We start from the raw sequence: 20713 nt of genomic DNA on the forward strand, positions 1-20713 counted from the left end.
AGCCTGCAAGAGCTGTGACGAAAGGCGAGCCGCGCAGCGGCAAAGCACGGTCCAGGCCGAGCGCAGCGATGGCCCGAATGGAATTTTCCCCTTTGGCTGCGCCTGTGGCGTGGCGCTTGCGGGGTGGCGGCTGCACCGCAGAGTGCAGCCGCTTCGTGATCTGGCTTGCCGCCGTTTGCCTGAGCGGCGCGCCTTTGGCGCAAAGCGAGTTGGGCGGCACACCCCGCAAGCGTCACGACACAGGTTGCCCCGCTGCTTTGCAGCGGGGTCGTAGACAGCGGGGCCGTATTCTTTGGTTCCTTTCTTGTACGAGCAAGAAAGGAACTCGCCCGCCGGGGCGAAACCCGGCTTCTGCCCGCAAAACGGGCATGCGCCAAAGCACAAGCAACGGCAAACTCAAACATGCCCGCCCTCCACTTCATCCTCGCTGCGCGGCGTGTGCTTGACCGCCGGCAGGCCGCGCCTGATGCGCCACTGCTCGGCCCAGCGTTCGAAGGTCAGGTAGATCACCGGCGTGGTGAACAGCGTGAGCAACTGGCTCACGAGCAGGCCGCCGACCATGGTCACGCCCAGCGGATGGCGCAGCTCGCTGCCCACGCCGGTGCCGATCATCAAGGGCAAGGCACCGAGCAAGGCCGCCAGCGTGGTCATCAGGATGGGGCGAAAGCGCAGCAGGCAGGCCTGGTGGATGGCCTCGCGCGCGCTCATGCCCTCGTCGCGCTGGGCCTCCAGCGCGAAGTCGATCATCATGATGGCGTTCTTCTTGACGATGCCGATCAGCAGCACGATGCCGATGATGGCGATGATGTCCAGGTCCAGTCCCGCGATCAGCAGCGCCAGCAGGGCGCCAACGCCGGCCGAGGGCAGCGTGGAGAGGATGGTGACCGGGTGGATGGTGCTCTCGTAGAGCACGCCCAGCACGATATACATGGTGACCACGGCCGCCAGCACCAGCAGCAGGGTGTTGGACAGCGAGGCCTGGAAGGCCAGGGCCGCGCCCTGGAACTGCGCATCCACCGACAGCGGCAACTGCCCTTCGTCGCGCATCTGCTGCATGGCCTGTTGCGCGGCCTTGACCGCATGGCCCAGCGAGACGCCGCCGGCCGTGTTGAAGGAAATGGTGGCGGCCGGCAGCTGGCCCACGTGGTTCACGGCCAGGGCCATGGGGCGTTCGCTGACCGTGGCCACCGAGGTCAGCGGCACGGGCGGGCCGCTGGTGGAAGCCGCGTAAATGGTCTGCAGCGCCTCGGGCCCGAGCTTGAACTGCGGCCCCACCTCCAGCACCACGCGGTACTGGTTGGACTGCGTGAAGATGGTGGAGATCAGCCGCTGGCCGAAGGCGTTGTACAGCGCCGAGTCGATGGCCGCCACCGTCACGCCCAGGCGGCTGGCCTGGGCCCGGTCGATCTGCACATAGGCCTGGCGGCCCTGGTTCTGCAGATCGCTGCTGACGTCGACCAGCTCGGGCAACTGGCGCAGGCGCTCCACCAGGGTGTTGGTGCTGGCCGACAGCTGGTTCATGTCGGGCGATGACAGCAGCAGCTGGTACTGCGTGCGCGCCTGGCGGTCCTCGATGGTCAGGTCCTGCACGGGCTGGGCATACAGGCGTATGCCGGCGATCTGCCGCGCATCGTCGGAAAGGCGGCGCAGCACCACGGGCATGGCATCGCGCTGGCCGTGGGGCTTGAGGTCGATCTGGATGCGTCCCGTGTTGAGCGTGGTGTTGGTGCCGTCCACGCCGATGAAGGACGAGATGCTCTGCACGGCCGGATCCTGGAGCAGGTGCTCGGCCAGCGCCTGCTGGCGCTCGGCCATGGCGGCAAACGAAATCGACTGGTCGGCCTCCGTGGTGGCCGCGATGGTGCCCGTGTCCTGCTCGGGAAAGAAGCCCTTGGGCACCACGAAGTACAGCAGCACCGTGATCGCCAGCGTGGCCAGGAAGACCATCCAGGTCAGCGGGCTGTGGTCCAGCACCCAGCTCAGCAGGCGGCCGTATTCGGCGATGACCTTGTCGAAGAAGCGGCCCATGGCGACGGAAAAGCGGCCGGCAGGTTTTGCGCCGGCTGCGCCGGGCTCGCCCTGCCCGGGCTCATGGCGCAGCAAGCGCGCGCACAGCATGGGCGTGAGCGTGAGCGAGACCACGGCCGAGATCAGTATGGCCACGGCCATGGTGATGGCAAACTCGTGGAACAGGCGTCCGACCACATCGCCCATGAACAACAGCGGGATCAGCACCGCGATCAGCGAAATGGTCAGCGAGATGATGGTGAAGCCGATCTGCTTGGCGCCCTTGAGCGCCGCCTGCAGCGGCGGTTCGCCCTTTTCCACGAAGCGGGCGATGTTCTCGATCATCACGATGGCATCGTCCACCACGAAGCCCGTGGAGATGGTCAGGGCCATCAGGGTCAGGTTGTTGATCGAAAAGCCCGCCAGGTACATGACGCCGAAGGTGCCCACCAGCGACAGCGGCACGGCGACGCTGGGAATCAGGGTCGCCGAGGCGCTGCGCAGGAACAGGAAGATCACCATCACCACCAGGGCGATGGCCAGCGCCAGCTCCCACTGCATGTCCTCCACCGAGGCGCGGATGGTGACCGTGCGGTCGGTCAGGATCTGCACGTCCAGCGAGGCCGGCAGCGTTTCCTTGAGCTGGGGCAGCAGGGCCTTGATGGCATCCACGGTCTGGATGACGTTGGCGCCCGGCTGGCGGCGGATGTTGAGGACCACCGCGGCCGTGGAGCCGTGCTCGGGCGTGCCGGCCCAGGCGGCCAGGCGGGTGTTTTCCGCATCGTCCACGGTCTGGGCCACGTCGGCCAGGCGCACGGGATTGCCGTTCTTGAACGCGACAATCAGATTGCGGTACTCGGCGGCCGACTGCAGCTGGTCGTTGGCATCGATGGTGGAGGCGCGGCTGTAGCCGTCGAAACCTCCCTTGGCGGCCTTGACGTTGGAGGCCGCAATCGCGGTGCGCAGGTCGTCCAGCGTCATGCCGTAGCTGGCCAGCGCCGCGGGGTTGGCCTGGATGCGCACGGCGGGGCGCCGCCCGCCCGCGATCGCCACCAGGCCCACGCCCTTGACCTGGGAGAGCTTGGGCGCCAGCCGGTTCTCGACCAGGTCGTTGACGCGGATCACGGGCAGCGAGGGCGAGGTGATGGCCAGCGTCAGCACCGGCGCGTCGGCGGGGTTGACCTTGCTGTACAGCGGGGGCATGGGCAGGTCGCTGGGCAGCAGGTTGGTGCCCGCATTGATGGCCGCCTGCACCTGCTGCTCGGCCACGTCCATGGACATGTCCAGCGAAAAGCGCAGGCTGATCACCGAGGCGCCGCCCGAGCTGGTCGAGGACATCTGGTCCAGCCCCGGCATCTGGCCGAACTGGCGCTCCAGCGGCGCCGTGACGTTGGAAGTCATCACGTCGGGACTGGCGCCCGGATACAGCGTGGTGACCTCGATGGTGGGGTAGTCCACCTCGGGCAGGGCCGAGATGGGCAGCAGCCGGTAGGCCAGGATGCCGGCGATCAGCACGGCCACCATCAGCAGCGAGGTGGCAATGGGCCGGAGAATGAAGAGGCGGGAAATATTCATGATGGCCGTGGTTGCCTGTCAAGAAGAGCTGTCAGGTGCCTGCCGGCAGCATGGAAGCCAAGCGGTTCATGGCGCCAGCCATCATCGTGCGCCGGCGGCGCCTGCAGGGGCCGCGGGCGCTCCCGGATGGGCGGGAGTGACAGGCTCTGCGGGCTTGCCGCCGGCCGGGCCGGCGTCGCCCGGATTGGCGTGCGGCGCGCCACCGCGGGCATTGGCGCCGTCGGCCGCGGCGGCCGGGCCTCGGCCCTCTGCGCCCGGGCCGCCCTGCGCACCGCGCTCGGCACGCAGCTTCTGGAAGAATGCCTTGCGCTCCTCGGGTGTCATGGAGGCCAGCTTGGCGCGCTGCTCGGGCGTGAGATTGCGCATCCCTCGCGGCTGGCTGGCCGCATCCTGTACCGCCTGGTCCACCTTCTGCACCTTGTCGGCCGCGATCACCGTGACCTGGGCACCTTCGCGCAGGCGGTCGATGCCGTCGGTCACCACCTGGTCGCCAGGCTGCAGATCGCCCTGCACGCTGACGCGGTCGCCGTCGGTCACGCCGACCTTGATCTTGCGCTGCGTCACCGTCTTGTCGGACTGCACCAGATATACATAGTTGTTCTGCACGGCCGTGACCGGCACGGTCAGCACGTTCTCCAGCAGATTGACCTGCAGCTTGACGTTGACGAACTGGTTGGCGAACAGCCGGTTGTCGGCATTGGCAAAGGCGGCCTTGGCCTTCACGGTACCGGTGGCGGTGTCGATGGTGTTGTCCAGCGAGTTCAGCCGGCCCTTGGCCAGCAGCTGCTTCTGGTCGCGGTCCCACAGCTCCACGGGCAGGTCCGTGCCCTCCGCGAGCTGGCCGGCCAGCGTGCCCACGTGCGCCTCGGGCAGCGAGAACAGCGCATCGATGGGCCGCACCTGGGTGATGGTGACGATGCCGTTGGCATCCGAAGGGTTGACCACGTTGCCCAGATCGGCCTGGCGCAGGCCCAGCCGGCCCGCAATCGGCGCGGTGATGCGGGTGTAGCCGAGCTGCAGCCGGGCCGCATCGACCTGGCCCTTGTCCGCCGCCACCGTGCCCTGGTACTGGCGCACCAGCGCCGCCTGGGTGTCCACCTGCTGGCTGGCGATCGAATCCTGGGCCTGCAGCTCCTGATAGCGCTTGAGGTCGAGCTGCGCGTTCTTGAGCAGGGCCTGGTCGCGCTGCAGCGACCCCAGCGCCTGGTCATAGCTGGCCTGGAAGCTGCGGGGGTCGATCTCGGCCAGCAGCTGGCCGGCCTTGACCTCATCGCCTTCCTTGAAATGCAGCTTTTGCAGCTCACCCGAGACCTTGGCCCGCACCACGGCCGTGGCCCGCGCGTTCATGGTGCCGATGGCGCTGACCAGCACGCGCATGTCGCGCCTGTCCACCACGCCCACGGAAACAGGCTGGGCCTGGCCGGCACCGAAGGCGCCAGGGCCGCCCGGGCCGCCACGCCCGCCGCCGCGGGAACCTCTTCCGGCCGCCTGGCCGCCGGGCTGGGCCTGGGCAGTGGACGCATCGCCGCCAGCACGGTGCTTGTACCACCAGACGCCCCCCCCTGCTGCGGCAAGAACCAGCACCAGGCCGCCGATCATGGCCGGGCTGACCCGGCCGCGTTGCGAAGATGGAGGCTGGGCGCTGAAGGAGAAAGGGCTGTGCATGGTGTGGGGCACGGTCGGGGCAACCGTGATGGCAATTGGCTTGGCGGCAATGGTATCCATTTGCAAAGCGCGCCCGGGTCGGCCATGGCCGGCTTTGCCAGCATTTACGTTCGCTTTACGAGGGATTTACGTCGCTGCATCGGCCTGCATTCCCTCGTCAGGGCGAGCGTGCAAGCCCTGCGTGCGACGGAAACTGTGCTGACTCCGGTGCAGGTAATCCCCGGCGCCAGCGGCCTATGCTTGAGGCTCAGCCAATCTGCCCGGATTGCGCCCGGCTGCGGCGGGCCGTCCCAGGCCTCCAGGCGGCATGCCATTGCCGGGCAATGGCTCCCCCATTTCTTGGTTCCAAGGAGATTATTCAATGACCGACCGTCTGACCAACCATCCCGAAGAAGCCGCCGTGCGCGTGCCCCTGGAGCTGTACATGCGCGGCCATGCCGAAGACAACGCCGAGCACATGCGCGCCGCCTTCATGCCCACGGCCCGCCTGGAATCCGTGCGCGAAGGCCCGCTGACTTCCTGGGACCTGGACTTCTACTGCCAGCGCTTCAAGAACACGCCCGCAGCCGACGAAGCCACGCGCCGCCGCACCATCGACTATCTGGACATCGTCGGCACGGCCGCCATGGCCAAGGTCACGCTGCACCATGGCGCCGTGACCTTCACCGACTATTTCCTGCTGCTCAAGACCGAGCAGGGCTGGAAGATCGCCAACAAGGCTTTCCACGCCCAGCCCCAGTAAGCCGAACCGCAAAAAAGCCCCGCACTGCGCAGGCAGGCGGGGCTTTTTGCATCCTGCGGCCTACTTCATCAAGAGCCAGACGACGCCCAGGACCAGAACCAGCGCCAGCGCCCAGGTCCACAGCGGCAAGCCGGACTTTTCATGGGGCGGCGTGACCGGCGCGGCATCCAGCGGCGTGGTCGCGGCATTGGCCGCATCGTATTCCCAGGAGCGGGTATCGACTTCGTCGGCATCGATCTCGTCGGCCGGTACGGCCGCCAGCGCATCGTCGATGTCCTGCACAGGGTGGCGCTGCTGCAGCAGCGCATCGAAGCGGGCAAAGAAATCGTCGGCCATGTTGCGGGCCGCGCCGTCGATCAGGCGCTGTCCCAGCTGGGCGATCTTGCCGCCGACCTGGGCCTGCACCTCGTACGCGAGCAGGCAGCGCTGCGCATCACCGGGCTCCTCGGGATAGGGCGCGAGCCGCACGTGCGCCTGCCCCTTGCCGAAGCCTGCCACACCGCCCTGCCCCTCGAAGGCAATCGTGTAGCTTTCGGGCGGCACCACATCGGACAGCACAATCTTGCCGTTGAACCGGGCGGAGACCGGGCCGATCCTGACGGCCATGACCACGCTGTAGCCGCCATCCTCGGCCGGCTCGAATTTCTCGCAGCCGGCCAGGCAGGCCTTGAGGGCCTGCGGGTCATTGAGCGCCTCCCAGGCCTGTTGCTGGCTTACGGCAAGGGGGCGGCTGGCGCGCATTTCCATAAGGCTCTCCTTTCGCAGTCATCTGTCAGATTGTCATGAAACCGTGCGTTGCCCGGCAGGTAGCCCCACCGCGGGCATGGCCAGCAGCCGCGCCAGATGGCCCGCCAGTTCCTGCAGCGACTGCAGGTTGTGCACCGCCAGCATGGCATGCGCATGACGATGCAGCACGGCCGCGCCCTGGGCCAATGGGGCATACCCGTCAAAACGCAACAGGGGGTTGAGCCACAGCAGGCGCGCGCTATGGCGCCTGAGCCAGAGCAATTCGCGCTCCAGCAGTCCGGCATCGCCGGTATCCAGGCCGTCGCTGACCAGCAGCACCAGCGTGCGCCGGCCCACGAGGTGGCGTGCGCCTTCGCGGCGCAGCTGGGCCAGGCTTTCGCCCAGGCGCGTGCCGCCGCCGAACTCGGCTATGCAGGCATTGAGCTGCCCGAGCATGGCGTCGGGATCGGCCAGCGCGAACGCAGCCTCGAGATCCTGCAGCCGCGTGCCCAGGCTGTAGACATGCCGGCGCAGCAGCGGATGGCGCGCCGGGCTGGTGGCCTGGTGCAGAAAGGCCAGCAGCAGGCGCGCATAGCGTTCCATGGAGCCCGAGACATCGACCAGGGCCAGCCAGGGCAAGGGCCGCATCCGGCGCTGGCGCCGACGCAGCTGCAGCAGTTCGCCGCCCGTGTGCGCGGCCCGGGCCAGGCTGGCCTGCCAGTGCAGTTGCGCCCCGCGCGCAGCCGCAAGGCTGCGGCGGCTGCGGTAGCGCGGCAGCGGCAAGGCGATATCGCGCACCAGCTGCTGCACCAGCCGGTATTCGCTGGCGCTGAGCTGCTCGAAGTCCGCATGCCGCAGCCGCTGGCGGTCGCCGGCCGACATGGCGGCATCCAGCAGCAGCTCGTCCTCTTCCTGTGCCGGCTTTGGGGCGGTGTTGGGCCAGGCCGTGGCCATGGCCTCCTGCACGCGTGGCCGCCGGCGTGGCGCTACGGCCTCGGGCGCACGCGGCAGCAGCTGGGTCAGCAACTGCTGGGCCACCTCGGGATTGCGGAAGTAGGCGGCGAACATTTCACGGAACACGCCGCGGTCCTGCGCACGCGAGACCAGCACGGCCTCCAGCGCCGCGGCCATGTCCTCGCGCGCCAGGCCGACCAGGCCCAGGCTTTGCTGGGCCAGTGCCATGCGCTGTGCATCCACGCACAGGCCAGCGCGGCGCAGCGCGCGGCAAAAGCCCACGAGGTTGGCGGCCAGCTTGCCGCTGCGCGCATCGCCCCACCAGCTGGCGCGTGCGGGTCCCGGGGCGGCCATGTCAGGATTCATCCTGCGGGGCCAGCAGCTGGGCAAGCCGCTCGGGCGTGAGTGCGGCAATGTCCTCGCGCTGCTTGAACAGAATGCCGGCCGTCTCGTGCACCAGCTCAGGATCCAGCACCAGGGTGTCCAGCGCCACCAGGGCCTTGGCCCATTCCACGCTCTCGGCAATGCCCGGCACGCGGCTGAATGCATCGGCGAAGGGCCGGCTGCGCAGCCGGCCCACGAAGTCCGCCACCTGGGCCGTGAGCGCGGCGGCGGCCTCGGGCACCTTGGCCTGGACGATGGCCAGCTCGCGCTCGCGCTCGGGGTAGTCCAGCCAGTGGTAGAGGCAGCGGCGCTTGACGGCATCGTGCAGGTCGCGCGTGCGGTTGCTGGTCAGAATGGTCACGGGCGGTACCCGGGCCGCCACCACGCCCAGCTCGGGAATGCTGACCTGGTACTCGCCCAGGTATTCGAGCAGAAAGGCCTCGAAAGGCTCGTCGGCCCGGTCCACCTCGTCGATCAGCAGCACGGCGCCGGGCGCGGGCGCCTGCAAGGCCTGCAGCAGCGGCCGGCGAATCAGATAGCGCGGCTGGTACAGCTCGCGCTCTCTTTCATCGGCACCGGCTTCCTGATGTCCGGCTTCCGAGGCGCGCAGATGCAGCAGCTGTGCCGTGTAGTTCCATTCATACAGCGCTTCGCGCTGCTCCAGGCCGTCATAGCACTGCAGGCGTATCAGCTGGCGCGACAGCACGGCGGACAGCGCCTGGGCCAGGGCCGTCTTGCCCACGCCGGGCTCGCCCTCCAGCAGCAGCGGCCGCTGCAGGCGCAGTGCCAGGAATACCGCCGTGGCCAGGCGCCGATCCGCGAAATAGCCCTGCTCGCGCAGGGCGGCGATCAGCGCATCGATGGACGCCACGGGGTCTTCTCCGCTTTTCATAGCTGCCAGCGCTTTCTCCACTTAAGTTTCAGGCAGTTTTCGCACTCAATATCTGCGCCACCGCACGCTGTGTCTGCACACTGATGAGCTGGGCCCGGTAGCGCGCGCTGGCATGCAGGTCGCTGTTGAGTTCGCTGTCGTCGATCTTCACGCCGGCGGCCGAATCGGGCGTGAAGCTGCGGTTGAGCGCATCCTCCAGCTCCGCATGACGGAACACGGACAGGCCCGCGCCCGTGACCGCCACGCGCACGCCCTGGGCCGTGCGGGCCACGAACACGCCCACCAGCGCAAAGCGCGAGGCCGGCTGCTTGAACTTCAGATAGGCGGCCGCCTGCGGTACTGGAAAGCGCACGCACCGGATCAGCTCGCCGCCATCCAGCGCCGTGGTGTACATGCCCTGGAAGAAGTCGTCGGCCGCGATCTCGCGCCGGTCGGTGACCACCGTGGCGCCCAGGCCCAGCACGGCGCTCGGATAGCAGGCGGCCGGATCGTTGTTGGCCAGCGAGCCGCCCAGCGTGCCGCGCGCGCGCACCTGGCGGTCGCCGATGCCGCCGGCCAGCTGCGCCAGCGCCGGAATGGCGGCCTGCACCTCTCGGCTGGCCGCCACGTCGGCATGGCGCGTCATGGCGCCGATCTCGACCTGGCCGCCGGCCACGCGAATGCCGGCCAGCTCGACAATGCCGTTGAGGTCGACGATGGCGCCGGGCTGGGCCAGGCGCAGCTTCATCGAGGGCAGCAGGCTCTGGCCTCCGGCCAGGAACTGGCCTTCGCCGGCGAGCGCTTCGGCCACCGAAGCAGGATGGGTATAGGTAAAGGCATACATGGCGATGTCTTCCTTTCTTGTCAGCCGCGCGCGGCGTCGATGGCTTCCCATACCCGGTGCGGGCTGGCCGGCATGTCCAGGTCCCTGACGCCCAGCGGATGCAGGGCATCGAGCACGGCGTTGATGACGGCCGGCGGCGAGCCGATGGCCCCGGCCTCGCCGCAGCCCTTGGTGCCCAGCGGGTTGTGCGTGCAGGGCGTGCACACCGTGCCCAGCCTGAAATCCGGCAGATCGTCGGCACGCGGCATGGCGTAGTCCATGAAGCTGCCCGTGAGCAGCTGGCCCGACTCCCGGTCGTAGACGCAGTTTTCCAGCAGCGCCTGGCCTATGCCCTGGGCCAGGCCGCCATGCACCTGGCCTTCGACGATCATGGGGTTGATGATGGTGCCGAAGTCGTCCACGGCGCTGAAGCGGTCCACGCGCACCACGCCCGTGGCCGGGTCCACCTCCACCTCGCAGATATAGGTGCCTGCGGGGAAGGTGAAGTTGGTCGGGTCGTAGAACGCGGTCTCGTTGAGGCCGGGCTCCAGCTTGTCCAGCGGATAGTTGTGGGGCACATAGGCCGTGAGCGCGATCTGGGCGAACGGGATCTTGCGGTCCGTGCCGCGCACTGTGAATTCGCCGTCGGCGAAGTCGATATCGGCGTCGCTGGCCTCCAGCAGGTGGGCCGCGATCTTCTTGGCCTTGGCCTCGATCTTGTCCAGCGCCTTCATGATGGCTGCGCCGCCCACGCTGATGGAGCGCGAGCCGTAGGTGCCCATGCCGAAAGGCACGCGCCCCGTGTCGCCGTGCACCACGTCCACGTTTTCCACCGGTATGCCCAGCCGCGCCGCCACCACCTGGGCAAACGTGGTCTCGTGCCCCTGGCCGTGGCTGTGCGAGCCCGTGAACACCGTCACGCTGCCCGTGGGATGCACGCGCACCTCGCCGCATTCGAACAGGCCCGCGCGGGCGCCGAGTGCGCCCGCGATGTTGCTGGGCGCCAGGCCGCAGGCCTCGATGTAGCTGCTGTAGCCGATACCGCGCCTGAGGCCCCTGGCCTCGCTCTCGGCACGGCGCGCGGCAAATCCCGCCACGTCGGCCAGCTGCTCGGCCTGGTCCATGCAGGCGTGGTAGTCGCCCACGTCGTACTGCAGCGCCACCGGCGTCTGGTAGGGGAAGCTGGTGATGAAGTTGCGCCGGCGGATCTCGGCCTGCGAGAGGTTCATCTCCCAGGCGCAGCGGCTGACCAGGCGCTCGAGCAGGTAGGTGGCCTCGGGCCGGCCCGCGCCGCGGTAGGCATCCACGGGAGCCGTGTGCGTGAACCAGGCATCGACCTCCACATAGATCTGCGGCGTCGCGTACTGCCCGGCCAGCAGCGTGGCATAGAGGATGGTGGGCACGGCGCTGGCGAACGTGGACAGATAGGCGCCGAGGTTGGCATCCGTGTGCACGCGCATGGCCAGGAACTTGCCGTTGGCGTCCATGGCCATCTCGGCATGGCTCACATGGTCGCGGCCGTGGGCATCGGAGAGGAAGGACTCGCTGCGGTCGGCCGTCCACTTGATGTTGCGGTTGAGCTTGCGCGCCGCCCAGGTCAGGCAGACGTCCTCGGCGTAGAGGAAGATCTTGGAGCCGAAGCCGCCCCCCACGTCGGGCGCGATCACGCGCACCCGGCTTTCGGGCAGGCCCAGCACGAAGGCCGTCATCAGCAGGCGCTCCACGTGCGGGTTCTGGTTGGCCACGTACAGCGTGTATTCGTCGCTGGCCCGGTTGTAGCTGCCTATGGCCACGCGCGGCTCCATGGCGTTGGGAATCAGCCGGTTGTTGACAAGGTCCAGCCGCGTGACATGGGCCGCGCCCGCGAACACCGCGTCCACGCCGGCCTTGTCGCCTATGGCCCATTTGTAGCAGTGGTTGTCGGGCGCGATGTCGTGCACCGTGGCGCCGGCAATGCGGCCCGCGGCAGCATCGGCCACGTTCACGACCGCGGGCCGCACCTCGTAATCCACTTCCACCAGCTCGGCCGCGTCGCGCGCCTGCTGCAGCGTCTCGGCCACGACCATGGCCACCTGGTCGCCCACGTAGCGCACGGTATCGAGCGCCAGGATGGGGTGCGGAGGCTCCTTCATGGGCTCGCCGTTGGTGCTGGTGATCAGCCAGCCGCAGGGCAGGCCGTTGATCTTGTCGGCCGCCACGTCAGCGCCCGTGAGCACGCCGATCACGCCCGGGGCCGCCCTGGCCGCGGTGGTGTCGACGCTGCGCAGCCTGGCATGGGCATGGGGCGAGCGCACGAAGACCGCATAGGCCTGGGCGCCCAGCGTGATGTCGTCGGTGTACTGGCCGGCGCCGGTGAGAAAGCGCTCGTCCTCCTTGCGCAGCACGGCCTCGCCGATGTGCGGGAGCTTGGAAAAGTCGGATGCACCCATGGTGTGTCTCCTTGTGTCCTGGCGGGTCTGCGTATCAGGCGGACGGCGCGGCCTGCATGCCTTCGCGGCCCTTCTTGACCGCGGCGACGATGTTCTGGTAGCCCGTGCAGCGGCAGATGTTGCCTTCGAGCAGCTCGCGGATCTCGCCGTCGCCGGCCTCGGGGCTGTGGCGGCACAGGTCGATGGCGCTCATCACCATGCCCGGCGTACAGAAGCCGCATTGCAGGCCGTGGCACTGCTTGAATGCGGCCTGCATGGGGTGCAGGCTGCCGTCGGCGGCGGCCAGGCCCTCGATGGTCTGCACCTCGCAGCCCTGGGCCTGCACGGCCAGCATGGTGCAGGACTTGATGGCGCGCCCGTCGACGATGACCGTGCAGGCACCGCACTGGCTGGTGTCGCAGCCCACATGGGTGCCGGTCAGGTGCAGGTGCTCGCGCAGCGCATGCACAAGCAAGGTGTTGGGCGGGATGTCAATGCTGGCCGCGCGGCCGTTGACCGTGAACTGGACATTCATCGTGCTGCCTCCTGCCGGTGACCGGCTCGAATTGCTCCTGGGGAAAAACAGACTCGGTGCACCCCTGCATGGTCAGGTGCCGGCGCTGCGGCAGCCCTAGGGTTGTCCCCCAAGGCAGCGGGCCACAGCGCAGATAGTCTCAAAATGAGACAACCCACCGCAGCCCACAAGCCCTCCGCCCCATGACCTCACTCTGCCCCGCAGCGCCCCCGGCCGGCGAGCGCCATGTATTGGTCGCCCAGGCTCGCACCCAGATGCTTTCCGGCGCCGAGAACGCGCTCGTGCCGCAGGGCGTGGCCGGCTGGCTGTGGCGCTCCTGGCAGCGCTGCATGGCAGGCGGCCGGCGCCCGCAGGACAAGGTGGAGTTCGAGGCCGTGGGACCGCATGCGCTGCGCCATGCGCAGGAGCGCCATCAGGCTCTGATCCAGGCCGCACGGCCCGTGATGGCCCAGCTGGTGGGGGCCGTGGGGGCTATGCGCTATTTCTGCCTGCTGACCGATGCCGCCGGCACGGTGCTCGAAGTCCAGGGCCCGGTGAACCGCCAGGACCTGCGCGCCCTGGCCATCGGCCGCGTGGGCGTGGATCTGTCCGAGCATGGCGTGGGCACCTCGGCCATCGGCGCGGCGCTGGCTGAGCAGGGGCCGGTCTGGCTGCACCAACGCGAGCATTTCTTCGATGCGCTGCGCGACTACAGCTGTGCGGGCGCGCCCGTCTTCGGGCCCGAGGGACAGTGCCTGGGCATGCTGGACATCACGGGCATCGAGGTGCCCGAGCGCCCCGAGCTGCAGCTGCTGGCCCTGCGCTGCGCGCGCGCCATGGAAGACCGTCTGCTGCGCGCCATGCCCCATGCGGTGCTGCTACACCTGAACTGGCCTGGCGGTCCGCTGGGACAGGAAGGCGAAGGCCTGCTGGCCCTGGATGCCGAAGGCTACCTGCTGGGCGGCAACACCGTGGCGCGCCAGCTGGTTCCACGCCCCCTGCAGCCGCCGGGCGGGCGTCTGCACTGCCAGGAGCTGCTGGCCATGCCCTGGAGCAATCTGGTGGACCATGCACGCCGCCGCCAGGACGAGCCCGTACAGGTGCCGCTGTGGTCGGGCCTGCGGCTGCAGGCGCTGGTGCGCACCGGGCCGGCGCTGCAGCCCGGGCTCTTCCAGGGGCTGGCGGCCACCCCCCGGCCCGCCTCGGGCGCCATGCCGCTGCGCACCAACGAGCAACTGCTGATCCAGCAGGCCGTGCAGGAAGCCGGCGGCAACATCAGCCTGGCGGCCAGGAACCTGGGGCTGAGCCGCGCCACGCTGTACCGGCGCCTGTCCCGGCGCAGGCCGCCGGCCGGCTGAAGCGGACTGCGGCCCAAAGCTTCGGCACGGGACTTACCCCAAGCGCCGCGCCGGCGCCGGGCGCTTGCCTTCGCAACCAATACGAAAGAAAAGCAGTTCTACCCCATATCCGGAAAGCGTCTGCAGCTATCAACAAAAGAGCACATGTTCACTGACGCTATGCCGCCACAGGCACGACGAAATTTGGCGGGAACAGGACCCGCCACTTCGTAGAATCCTTGGCTTGGAACGGCCAGCGCCACCGGCCCCGGCTTTTGCCGGGCATCGCCCTGCCTGACGGCTGCGATCACGGGGCAACCGGGGGCCCGGCCGTTTCCGATCCATCCAAACAGATCGCTCCTGAGGCTTACCGGCCCCCAGCGTGCGACGCACACAGCCTACTTTCTGGAGACACCATGCAGGCTTTTCTTGCCCTTTCCAGGGCCATCGACAGGCTGAATGCCTTTGTCGGCAAATATTGCATCTGGCTGATATTTGCCGCCACCTTCATCAGCGCCGCCAACGCCATCGTCCGCAAAGTCTTCGACACCAGCTCCAATGCCTTCCTGGAAGTCCAGTGGTATCTGTTTGCGTGGTCGTTCCTGATTGCCGCAGGCTACACGCTGCTGCACCGCGAGCATGTGCGCATCGACGTGATCAACAGCCGCCTGTCCAAGAAGGTCCAGGTCTGGATCGACATCCTGGGCTTCGCCTTTTTCCTGACTCCGCTGTGCCTGACCATCCTCTGGCTGACGACGCCCGTGGTGATGCAGATGATCCAGTCCGGCGAGATGTCGGGCAATCCTGGCGGCCTGATCCGCTGGCCCGTGTGGATGGCGATTCCCGTGGGCGTGACGCTGCTGCTGCTGCAAGGCATTTCCGAGCTGATCAAGCGCATCGCGTTCCTGACCGGCGACGGCCCTGATCCCACGGGCAAGCTCGGCGACAAGAGCGCGGAAGAAGAACTGGCCGAGGCCCTGCGCGCCGAAGCCGAGCGCAAGCAGCTTGAGGCCCTGGCCGCGCAAGCCGGTTCGCACAAGGCCTGAAGGCAGCAGGAGACATATCCAATGGAATTCATTGCTGCCAACTACGCCCCCATCATGTTCGCGGGGCTGATCGTCTTCCTGCTGCTGGGCTTTCCCGTCGCCTTCAGCCTGGGTGCCGCAGGCCTAGCCTTCGGCTTCCTGGGCATCGAACTGGGCGTGTTCCCCTCCTCCGTGATGGCCTGGCTGCCCCAGCGCCTGATCGGCATCATGGCCAACGACACCTTGCTGGCCGTGCCCTTCTTCACCCTGATGGGCCTGATCCTGGAGCGCTCCGGCATGGCCGAGGACCTGCTCGACACCGTGGGCCAGGTATTCGGCCCCATCCGCGGCGGCCTGGCGCTGGCCGTGATCTTCGTGGGCGCGCTGCTGGCCGCGACCACGGGCGTGGTGGCGGCCTCGGTGATCTCCATGGGCCTGATCTCCCTGCCCATCATGCTGCGCTACGACTACGACCGCCGCCTGGCCTCCGGCGTGATCGCCGCCTCGGGCACGCTGGCGCAGATCATCCCGCCGTCCCTGGTTCTGATCCTGATGGCCGACCAGCTGGGCAAGAGCGTGGGCGACATGTACAAAGGCGCCTTCATTCCCGGCTTCATGCTGATGGGCTTGTACGTGCTGTGGGTGGTGCTGCTGGCCGTGTTCAGGCCCAAGATGGTGCCCGCGCTGCCGCCCGAGGCCCGCATCTACCGCGAGGCCAATGGCAGCGGCGGCTACACCTCGCTGGTGGTGGTGGCCGCCATCTCGGCCGCCGTGGCCATCTTCATGGCCCAGCACATGACCGACATCCACACCTGGTGGCAAGGCCAGCTGGTGACCGAAGTCGCCACCGACGAAAAAATCGTCACGGCCATGTGCGGCGGCACCTTCATCGCCTTCGTGATCGCCTCGCTGAACCGCGTCTTCAAGCTGGGGCTGCTGTCCAGGCTGGCCGAACGCGTGACCTTTGTGCTGATTCCGCCGCTGCTGCTGATCTTCCTGGTGCTGGGCACCATCTTCCTGGGCATTGCCACGCCGACCGAAGGCGGTGCCATGGGGGCCATGGCGGCACTGGTCATGGGCTTCGCGCGCCGGCGCCTGAACATGGACCTGCTCAAGCAGGCCCTGGCATCGACGACCAAGCTCGCCAGCTTCGTGATGTTCATCATGATCGGCGCAACGACCTTCAGCCTGGTGTTCCAGGCCGCCGACGGCCCCAAGTGGGTCGAGCATCTGCTGACCAGCCTGCCGGGCGGCCAGGTGGGCTTCCTGATCGTGGTCAACATCATGATCTTCTTCCTGGCCTTCTTCCTGGACTACTTCGAACTCTCGTTCATCGTGGTGCCGCTGCTGGGGCCGGTTGCCGACAAGATGGGGATCGACCTGATCTGGTTCGGCGTGCTGCTGGCCGTGAACATGCAGACTTCGTTCATGCATCCGCCGTTCGGCTTCGCGCTGTTCTTCCTGCGTTCGGTGGCGCCTGAAAAGCAGTATGTGGACCGGGTCACGCACAAGGTGGTCGAACCCGTGACCACCATGCAGATCTACAAGGGAGCCATTCCCTTCGTGCTGATCCAGCTGGTGATGGTGGGCGTGCTGATCGCCTTCCCCGGCATCGTGACCGGTGCGCTGGACAAACCTGTGGCCGTGGACATGAACAAGATTGGCGACCAGATGCTCGAGCAGCTCAACGACGCCGGTGGCGGCTATGGCACGGAAAACCCGTTTGGGGCCCCCGAGGAAGGCGAGGAAGGTTCGGCCGCACCCGAGGCGCCCAAGGACGGCAGCCCGGCTGCGCCCGAAGCGCCAGCCCCCGACGCCGGCGCCTACGGCTCGGACGATCCGGCCAAGGCCTTGCAGGACTCGCTCAAGGCAGCCCCGGCAGCCAAGTAAAGTTCGCGAAGCCTTGCTTCATCAAGCCCTGTCTCGAAAGAGCCGGGGCTTTTTTCTGTCTGTTTCGCAGCGGATGCAGCGAACTGCCAAGCCTCGATATAGGGTGCAGAGATGCGGGCAGCACCACCTGCTCTGCGCGGCCGTGTTCGACCGATCAAAGACTTGTCAGCGCCCCCACGCAGCCGGCAACGTCCGGCAAGCATCTGCCCCCTGCCTCAGCCCTGGGATTTGGAAACTACACGCAGGCGCTTAAACTCCATCTCGTTTTTTTGATTACACATTGTTGCAAAGACCGGCGGTCAAATCCTTAGCCATCTTTGCAAAGCGATGTACCACAGACTCCACCATCCCCTTTGAATCTCAACATGGTTGCTACCGTTCTCGTCGGCATGCTGTGCGCACATCTGCTGTGCTTTTCGGTCATGTTTTTGCTCATCAGCAAGCGCCTGCAAGGCAAAAAAATGGGGATGGATTTTTTTGCCATGGGCAACCTCCTGCTGGGTTTGGCCTATGTGCTGCAACTGCTGGAGGGAGGCCCCGCCTGGAGCCTGATGAGCCTGGTAAACCATACCCTGACACTGGCCTCACCGGTGGCTTACTGGCTCGGGGCCATGCGCTTCTTTGGGCAACCCGTTCCTCTGTTGCGCCCGCTGCTGGCATTTGCCGCGGTCTACAGCGTCGCCCAAGTATTGGTGCAGTGGAGCCTGGGCCCGGTCGCCCGCTACGCCATGCTTTCAGGCATGTCGGCACTGCTGTTCTTGATCATGGCCATCACCGTGATCTATGGCGTGCGCACCTTTGCCAAGGACTTGTATGGCGAAATGGTGTTCTTTGCAGTTCTGATCAGCGGCATCTGCGTACTCAACGCACTGAAGTTCATGAAGCTGCTGGAGGGGGGCCTGGAGGCGCTGCAGATGGACCGCAATTTTCAACTGGTGTTCTACATCTATATGTCGTTCCTGGCCACGGTGTTGCCGCCATCGATTGTCTGGCTGATATTGCGCCGATTGACCGACGAGCTTCGCGGCATTGCTGCGCGCGACCCCATGACGCAGCTACTCAACCGCCGAGGACTCAAAGAGACCCTGCAACTGTGTTTCAACACGCGCAAGACAGAGGCTGCATACCTGCTGATGCTGGACGTTGACCATTTCAAACGCATCAACGACACCTATGGGCATCAGATCGGAGATGCGGTTCTATGCCACGTGGCCGAGGTTCTCCGGGCCACCGCTTGCCGCAGCGATCTGGTCAGCCGTCTTGGCGGGGAGGAGTTCGTTGTCATCTGCCTGGACACTGACACACAGGGAGTTCTGCATTTGGCGGAACGCTTGCGTCTGGAGGTAGAAAAGCAAGCTCTCCGGATCAACGACTCCGATCAATCGCTGCATTGCACAGTCACGATTGGGGTTTCACAGAGCTTCGCGAACAAATCTGCGCTGGAAGACGCCATGAAACAGGCCGACACCGCGCTTTACCGCGGCAAAACCTCAGGACGCAATCGGGTCGAATTGTTCCAACCTGCCGACAGCCATCACCCCGTTCAGAGCATGAGCTCATCTACGCGCCAGATCAGCCCGATGATCTAGCCTAGGCCCGCCGATCTTCCAGCAGGTATCAATGTCCCGCGCCAGTTGCCCAGCGGCAGCCATATTTCGGCCAATAGCAGACCTTGAGTCCATGTCGCAAAATGGGGAGCGTTTGTTCAAGCCACAAAAATCGATCAGTTAAAAATGGCGGTACATGCATCAACCAAATCATCGAAATGCTGTATCAGCACATCGGGGGCGAGCTCAGCAGCAGGAGTTTCGGTATAGCCGAAATCAACCAAGATTAGCGGTGTCGCCGCTGCATGAGCGACTCCCGCATCGGCATCTGCATCCCCGACCATGACCGTGCGAGCCAAATCACCTCCCACAGATTCCACCGCTTCAATCAAGTGTGCTGCATTAGGCTTCGCCGCAGTAACGGCATCAATTCCGACCACGCCATCAAATAGTGCAACCATACTGATCTTGGTCTGCAGACTAATTGACAGATCAGCAGGCTTATTGGTACAGACCACCAGTTTCGCGCCCGCTGCCTTCAATTCTTTTAGGGCATCAATCACACCGGAAAAAGGCCGGCTCTCATCCGCGATATACGCACCGCAGTGATTTAGGAAGCGCCCAAAAAGTGCATTAGCGAGACCGTCGGGGTCTTTCGCTCCAGCTTCCGTAAGACCCCTTGAAGCAGCCAATGGGCTCCACGGCTGATGAAAGGCCATGCATTTTGGTATAGGGCAGCGCCTTAAAGCCTTCTGAGATCAGGGTGGCGTTCACTGCTCCAATTAAATCTGGGCCCGCTTCACTTAGCGTGCCATCAAGGTCGAAAGCGATGGTCGCGCCGCGAAGGGTTCGTGTATCAGTCACTGCGAATATCTCCAAAGGCTTTTCCGACTTATATGCCAAAGCCAAATGAGTTAGTGAAAAAGCGTATCGGGAAAGCAGTCAGCACGCCCCCTATGGGAGCGATAAAGAGATCAAAGAGGGATGCGAAAGCTACCCCAGAGCAGCCTCAGCCACATCGTCCGCTGCTTAAATTTCTGCGAGCTCAAAGACAAAAACCGCAGCAAGCTGCGGTTTTTTTCGAACAGGGCCATGCCCTGCTCATATCCATCAGATCTTGGCGGAGGCCATGTACTGGTTGAACGGGAACTCGGAGAAGCGGTTCCACAGGATCTGGTCGCGCTGGAAGGCGCGCATGTCCTGGTGGATCTTCTTGAATTCAGGCGACTTGGCTTCGTGCTCGGCAAACACTTCCATCGAAGCCTTGAAGCCGGCGTCCATCAGCGCCTTGGGGAACATCTTGAGCTGGGTCTTGTTGGCCACCAGCTTCTTGATGGCGATGGGGTTGAGCACCTGGTACTTGCTGGTCATGTCGGCCGCCGCCACGCGGGTGGCGGCATCCAGGATGGCCTTGTTCTCGGGCGACAGCGCGTTGTACTTCTTGATGTTGATGAAGAACTCCAGGTCGGCCGAGCCTTCCCACCAGCCGGGGTAGTAGTAGTAAGGCGCGACCTTGTTGAAGCCCAGCTTTTCGTCATCGTAGGGACCGACGAACTCCACGGCATCCAGCGTACCCTTTTCCAGAGCCTGGTACACGTCGCCGGCGGGCATGTTCTGCGCCACCACGCCCAGCTTGGCCATGGCTTCGCCGAACACGCCGCCGCCCAGACGCATCTTCAGGCCCTTGAGGTCTTCCACGCTCTTGATTTCCTTGCGGTACCAGCCGCCCATCTGGGTCGTGGTATTGCCTGCGCTGGCGGTCTTGAAGTTGTACTTCTCGAAGAAGGCGTCCAGCAGCTTGCGGCCGTTGCCGTGGTCCTTCCAGGCATTCATCTGCAGCGTGGTCAGGCCGAAGGGCACGGCGCAGCTGAAGGCGAAGATGGGGTCCTTGCCGGTGAAGTAGTAGGCCGCCGTCTCGGCGATATCGATGGTGTCGGCCTGCAGGGCATCCACCACGCCGAAGGCGGGCATCAGCTCACCGGCGGGGTGGACCGAAATTTCAAACTTGCCGCCCGACAGTGCCTTGACGGTCTGGGACAGCTTTTCGGCGCTGCCGAAAATGGTGTCCAGCGACTTGGGAAAGCTGGAAGCCAGGCGCCAGCGCACTGCGGCCTGGGCATGGACGGCGGGGGCCGCGCCGGCAGCCAGGACGCCGGCGATGCCGGCATTTTTGAGAATGGAACGACGATCCACTTCTGTCTCCTTGATGAACGGGGGGATAGGCAGGCAGCCGATCTGCGTCGGC

Annotated in this window: 15 protein-coding genes; 5 read left to right on the plus strand and 10 right to left on the minus strand. The window is 66.0% G+C overall.

Annotated elements, in window-relative coordinates; genetic code table 11:
* Nucleotides 1–396: 396 nt before the first annotated feature.
* Nucleotides 397–3582, minus strand: coding sequence for an MdtB/MuxB family multidrug efflux RND transporter permease subunit (locus Cte04_RS10745; RefSeq protein ID WP_066476503.1), 3186 nt, complete (start codon nucleotides 3580–3582; stop codon nucleotides 397–399).
* Nucleotides 3583–3663: 81 nt separating this feature from the next.
* Entirely contained in the window at nucleotides 3664–5307 is a 1644-nt protein-coding gene (locus Cte04_RS10750) for an efflux RND transporter periplasmic adaptor subunit (RefSeq protein ID WP_441529263.1), read from the minus strand.
* Between the two features lie 301 nt (nucleotides 5308–5608).
* Between Cte04_RS10750 and Cte04_RS10755 the strand changes: the two genes are divergently transcribed.
* Complete coding sequence (locus tag Cte04_RS10755; RefSeq protein WP_066476506.1) at nucleotides 5609–5989, plus strand: nuclear transport factor 2 family protein; 381 nt, start codon at nucleotides 5609–5611, stop codon at nucleotides 5987–5989.
* Nucleotides 5990–6049: 60 nt separating this feature from the next.
* On the opposite strand, the gene Cte04_RS10760 is transcribed toward Cte04_RS10755, so the two are convergent.
* Genes Cte04_RS10760 through Cte04_RS10785 form a run of 6 tightly spaced genes read right to left on the minus strand, consistent with a single transcriptional unit; the run spans nucleotide 6050 to nucleotide 12690 of the window.
* On the minus strand, nucleotides 6050–6736 hold the full coding sequence (locus tag Cte04_RS10760; RefSeq protein WP_066476508.1) for an SRPBCC family protein: 687 nt from the start codon (nucleotides 6734–6736) through the stop codon (nucleotides 6050–6052).
* 33 nt (nucleotides 6737–6769) lie between these two features.
* The gene (locus Cte04_RS10765; RefSeq protein ID WP_083526614.1) at nucleotides 6770–8023 is read right to left on the minus strand and encodes a vWA domain-containing protein; all 1254 of its coding nucleotides are present in this window, start codon (nucleotides 8021–8023) and stop codon (nucleotides 6770–6772) included.
* A gap of 1 nt (nucleotide 8024) precedes the next feature.
* Nucleotides 8025–8945 (minus strand): AAA family ATPase, encoded by a 921-nt coding sequence (locus tag Cte04_RS10770; RefSeq protein WP_066476513.1) that lies wholly within the window; start codon nucleotides 8943–8945, stop codon nucleotides 8025–8027.
* A 28-nt stretch (nucleotides 8946–8973) separates the two neighbouring features.
* Nucleotides 8974–9768, minus strand: coding sequence for an FAD binding domain-containing protein (locus Cte04_RS10775; RefSeq protein ID WP_066477076.1), 795 nt, complete (start codon nucleotides 9766–9768; stop codon nucleotides 8974–8976).
* 20 nt (nucleotides 9769–9788) lie between these two features.
* Nucleotides 9789–12176, minus strand: a complete 2388-nt coding sequence (locus tag Cte04_RS10780; protein WP_066476516.1) for a xanthine dehydrogenase family protein molybdopterin-binding subunit — start codon at nucleotides 12174–12176, stop codon at nucleotides 9789–9791.
* A gap of 34 nt (nucleotides 12177–12210) precedes the next feature.
* The gene (locus Cte04_RS10785) at nucleotides 12211–12690 is read right to left on the minus strand and encodes a (2Fe-2S)-binding protein (protein WP_066476518.1); all 480 of its coding nucleotides are present in this window, start codon (nucleotides 12688–12690) and stop codon (nucleotides 12211–12213) included.
* 182 nt (nucleotides 12691–12872) lie between these two features.
* Between Cte04_RS10785 and Cte04_RS10790 the strand changes: the two genes are divergently transcribed.
* The 4 genes from Cte04_RS10790 to Cte04_RS10805 all read left to right on the plus strand — a co-directional run bounded on the left by Cte04_RS10790 (nucleotide 12873) and on the right by Cte04_RS10805 (nucleotide 18510).
* Nucleotides 12873–14027: a helix-turn-helix domain-containing protein gene (locus Cte04_RS10790; protein ID WP_066476523.1), complete on the plus strand. Its 1155-nt coding sequence runs from the start codon at nucleotides 12873–12875 to the stop codon at nucleotides 14025–14027.
* A gap of 395 nt (nucleotides 14028–14422) precedes the next feature.
* Complete coding sequence (locus Cte04_RS10795; RefSeq protein WP_066476528.1) at nucleotides 14423–15052, plus strand: TRAP transporter small permease subunit; 630 nt, start codon at nucleotides 14423–14425, stop codon at nucleotides 15050–15052.
* A 21-nt stretch (nucleotides 15053–15073) separates the two neighbouring features.
* Complete coding sequence (locus Cte04_RS10800; protein ID WP_066476531.1) at nucleotides 15074–16921, plus strand: TRAP transporter large permease; 1848 nt, start codon at nucleotides 15074–15076, stop codon at nucleotides 16919–16921.
* A 365-nt stretch (nucleotides 16922–17286) separates the two neighbouring features.
* Complete coding sequence (locus tag Cte04_RS10805; RefSeq protein ID WP_066477077.1) at nucleotides 17287–18510, plus strand: GGDEF domain-containing protein; 1224 nt, start codon at nucleotides 17287–17289, stop codon at nucleotides 18508–18510.
* A 134-nt stretch (nucleotides 18511–18644) separates the two neighbouring features.
* Here Cte04_RS10805 and Cte04_RS10810 read toward each other — a convergent pair whose 3' ends face one another.
* Nucleotides 18645–19187 (minus strand): HAD hydrolase-like protein, encoded by a 543-nt coding sequence (locus Cte04_RS10810; protein ID WP_217997577.1) that lies wholly within the window; start codon nucleotides 19185–19187, stop codon nucleotides 18645–18647.
* A gap of 391 nt (nucleotides 19188–19578) precedes the next feature.
* A complete protein-coding gene (locus tag Cte04_RS10815; protein WP_066476537.1) occupies nucleotides 19579–20661 on the minus strand; it encodes a TRAP transporter substrate-binding protein in 1083 nt (360 codons plus the stop codon).
* Nucleotides 20662–20713: the final 52 nt, after the last annotated feature.

The organism is Comamonas terrae (assembly GCF_001544075.1).
In the GTDB taxonomy this organism is placed as follows: Bacteria; Pseudomonadota; Gammaproteobacteria; order Burkholderiales; family Burkholderiaceae_C; genus Comamonas; species Comamonas terrae.

Excerpts from the sequence above, each read along its gene's own strand:
- Cte04_RS10745 (WP_066476503.1), bottom strand. The coding sequence starts at position 3,582 with ATGAATATTTCCCGCCTCTTCATTCTCCGGCCCATTGCCACCTCGCTG.
- Cte04_RS10750 (WP_441529263.1), bottom strand. The coding sequence starts at position 5,307 with ATGGATACCATTGCCGCCAAGCCAATTGCCATCACGGTTGCCCCGACC.
- Cte04_RS10755 (WP_066476506.1), top strand. The coding sequence starts at position 5,609 with ATGACCGACCGTCTGACCAACCATCCCGAAGAAGCCGCCGTGCGCGTG.
- Cte04_RS10760 (WP_066476508.1), bottom strand. The coding sequence starts at position 6,736 with ATGGAAATGCGCGCCAGCCGCCCCCTTGCCGTAAGCCAGCAACAGGCC.
- Cte04_RS10765 (WP_083526614.1), bottom strand. The coding sequence starts at position 8,023 with ATGGCCGCCCCGGGACCCGCACGCGCCAGCTGGTGGGGCGATGCGCGC.
- Cte04_RS10770 (WP_066476513.1), bottom strand. The coding sequence starts at position 8,945 with ATGAAAAGCGGAGAAGACCCCGTGGCGTCCATCGATGCGCTGATCGCC.
- Cte04_RS10775 (WP_066477076.1), bottom strand. The coding sequence starts at position 9,768 with ATGTATGCCTTTACCTATACCCATCCTGCTTCGGTGGCCGAAGCGCTC.
- Cte04_RS10780 (WP_066476516.1), bottom strand. The coding sequence starts at position 12,176 with ATGGGTGCATCCGACTTTTCCAAGCTCCCGCACATCGGCGAGGCCGTG.
- Cte04_RS10785 (WP_066476518.1), bottom strand. The coding sequence starts at position 12,690 with ATGAATGTCCAGTTCACGGTCAACGGCCGCGCGGCCAGCATTGACATC.
- Cte04_RS10790 (WP_066476523.1), top strand. The coding sequence starts at position 12,873 with ATGACCTCACTCTGCCCCGCAGCGCCCCCGGCCGGCGAGCGCCATGTA.
- Cte04_RS10795 (WP_066476528.1), top strand. The coding sequence starts at position 14,423 with ATGCAGGCTTTTCTTGCCCTTTCCAGGGCCATCGACAGGCTGAATGCC.
- Cte04_RS10800 (WP_066476531.1), top strand. The coding sequence starts at position 15,074 with ATGGAATTCATTGCTGCCAACTACGCCCCCATCATGTTCGCGGGGCTG.
- Cte04_RS10805 (WP_066477077.1), top strand. The coding sequence starts at position 17,287 with ATGGTTGCTACCGTTCTCGTCGGCATGCTGTGCGCACATCTGCTGTGC.
- Cte04_RS10810 (WP_217997577.1), bottom strand. The coding sequence starts at position 19,187 with ATGGCCTTTCATCAGCCGTGGAGCCCATTGGCTGCTTCAAGGGGTCTT.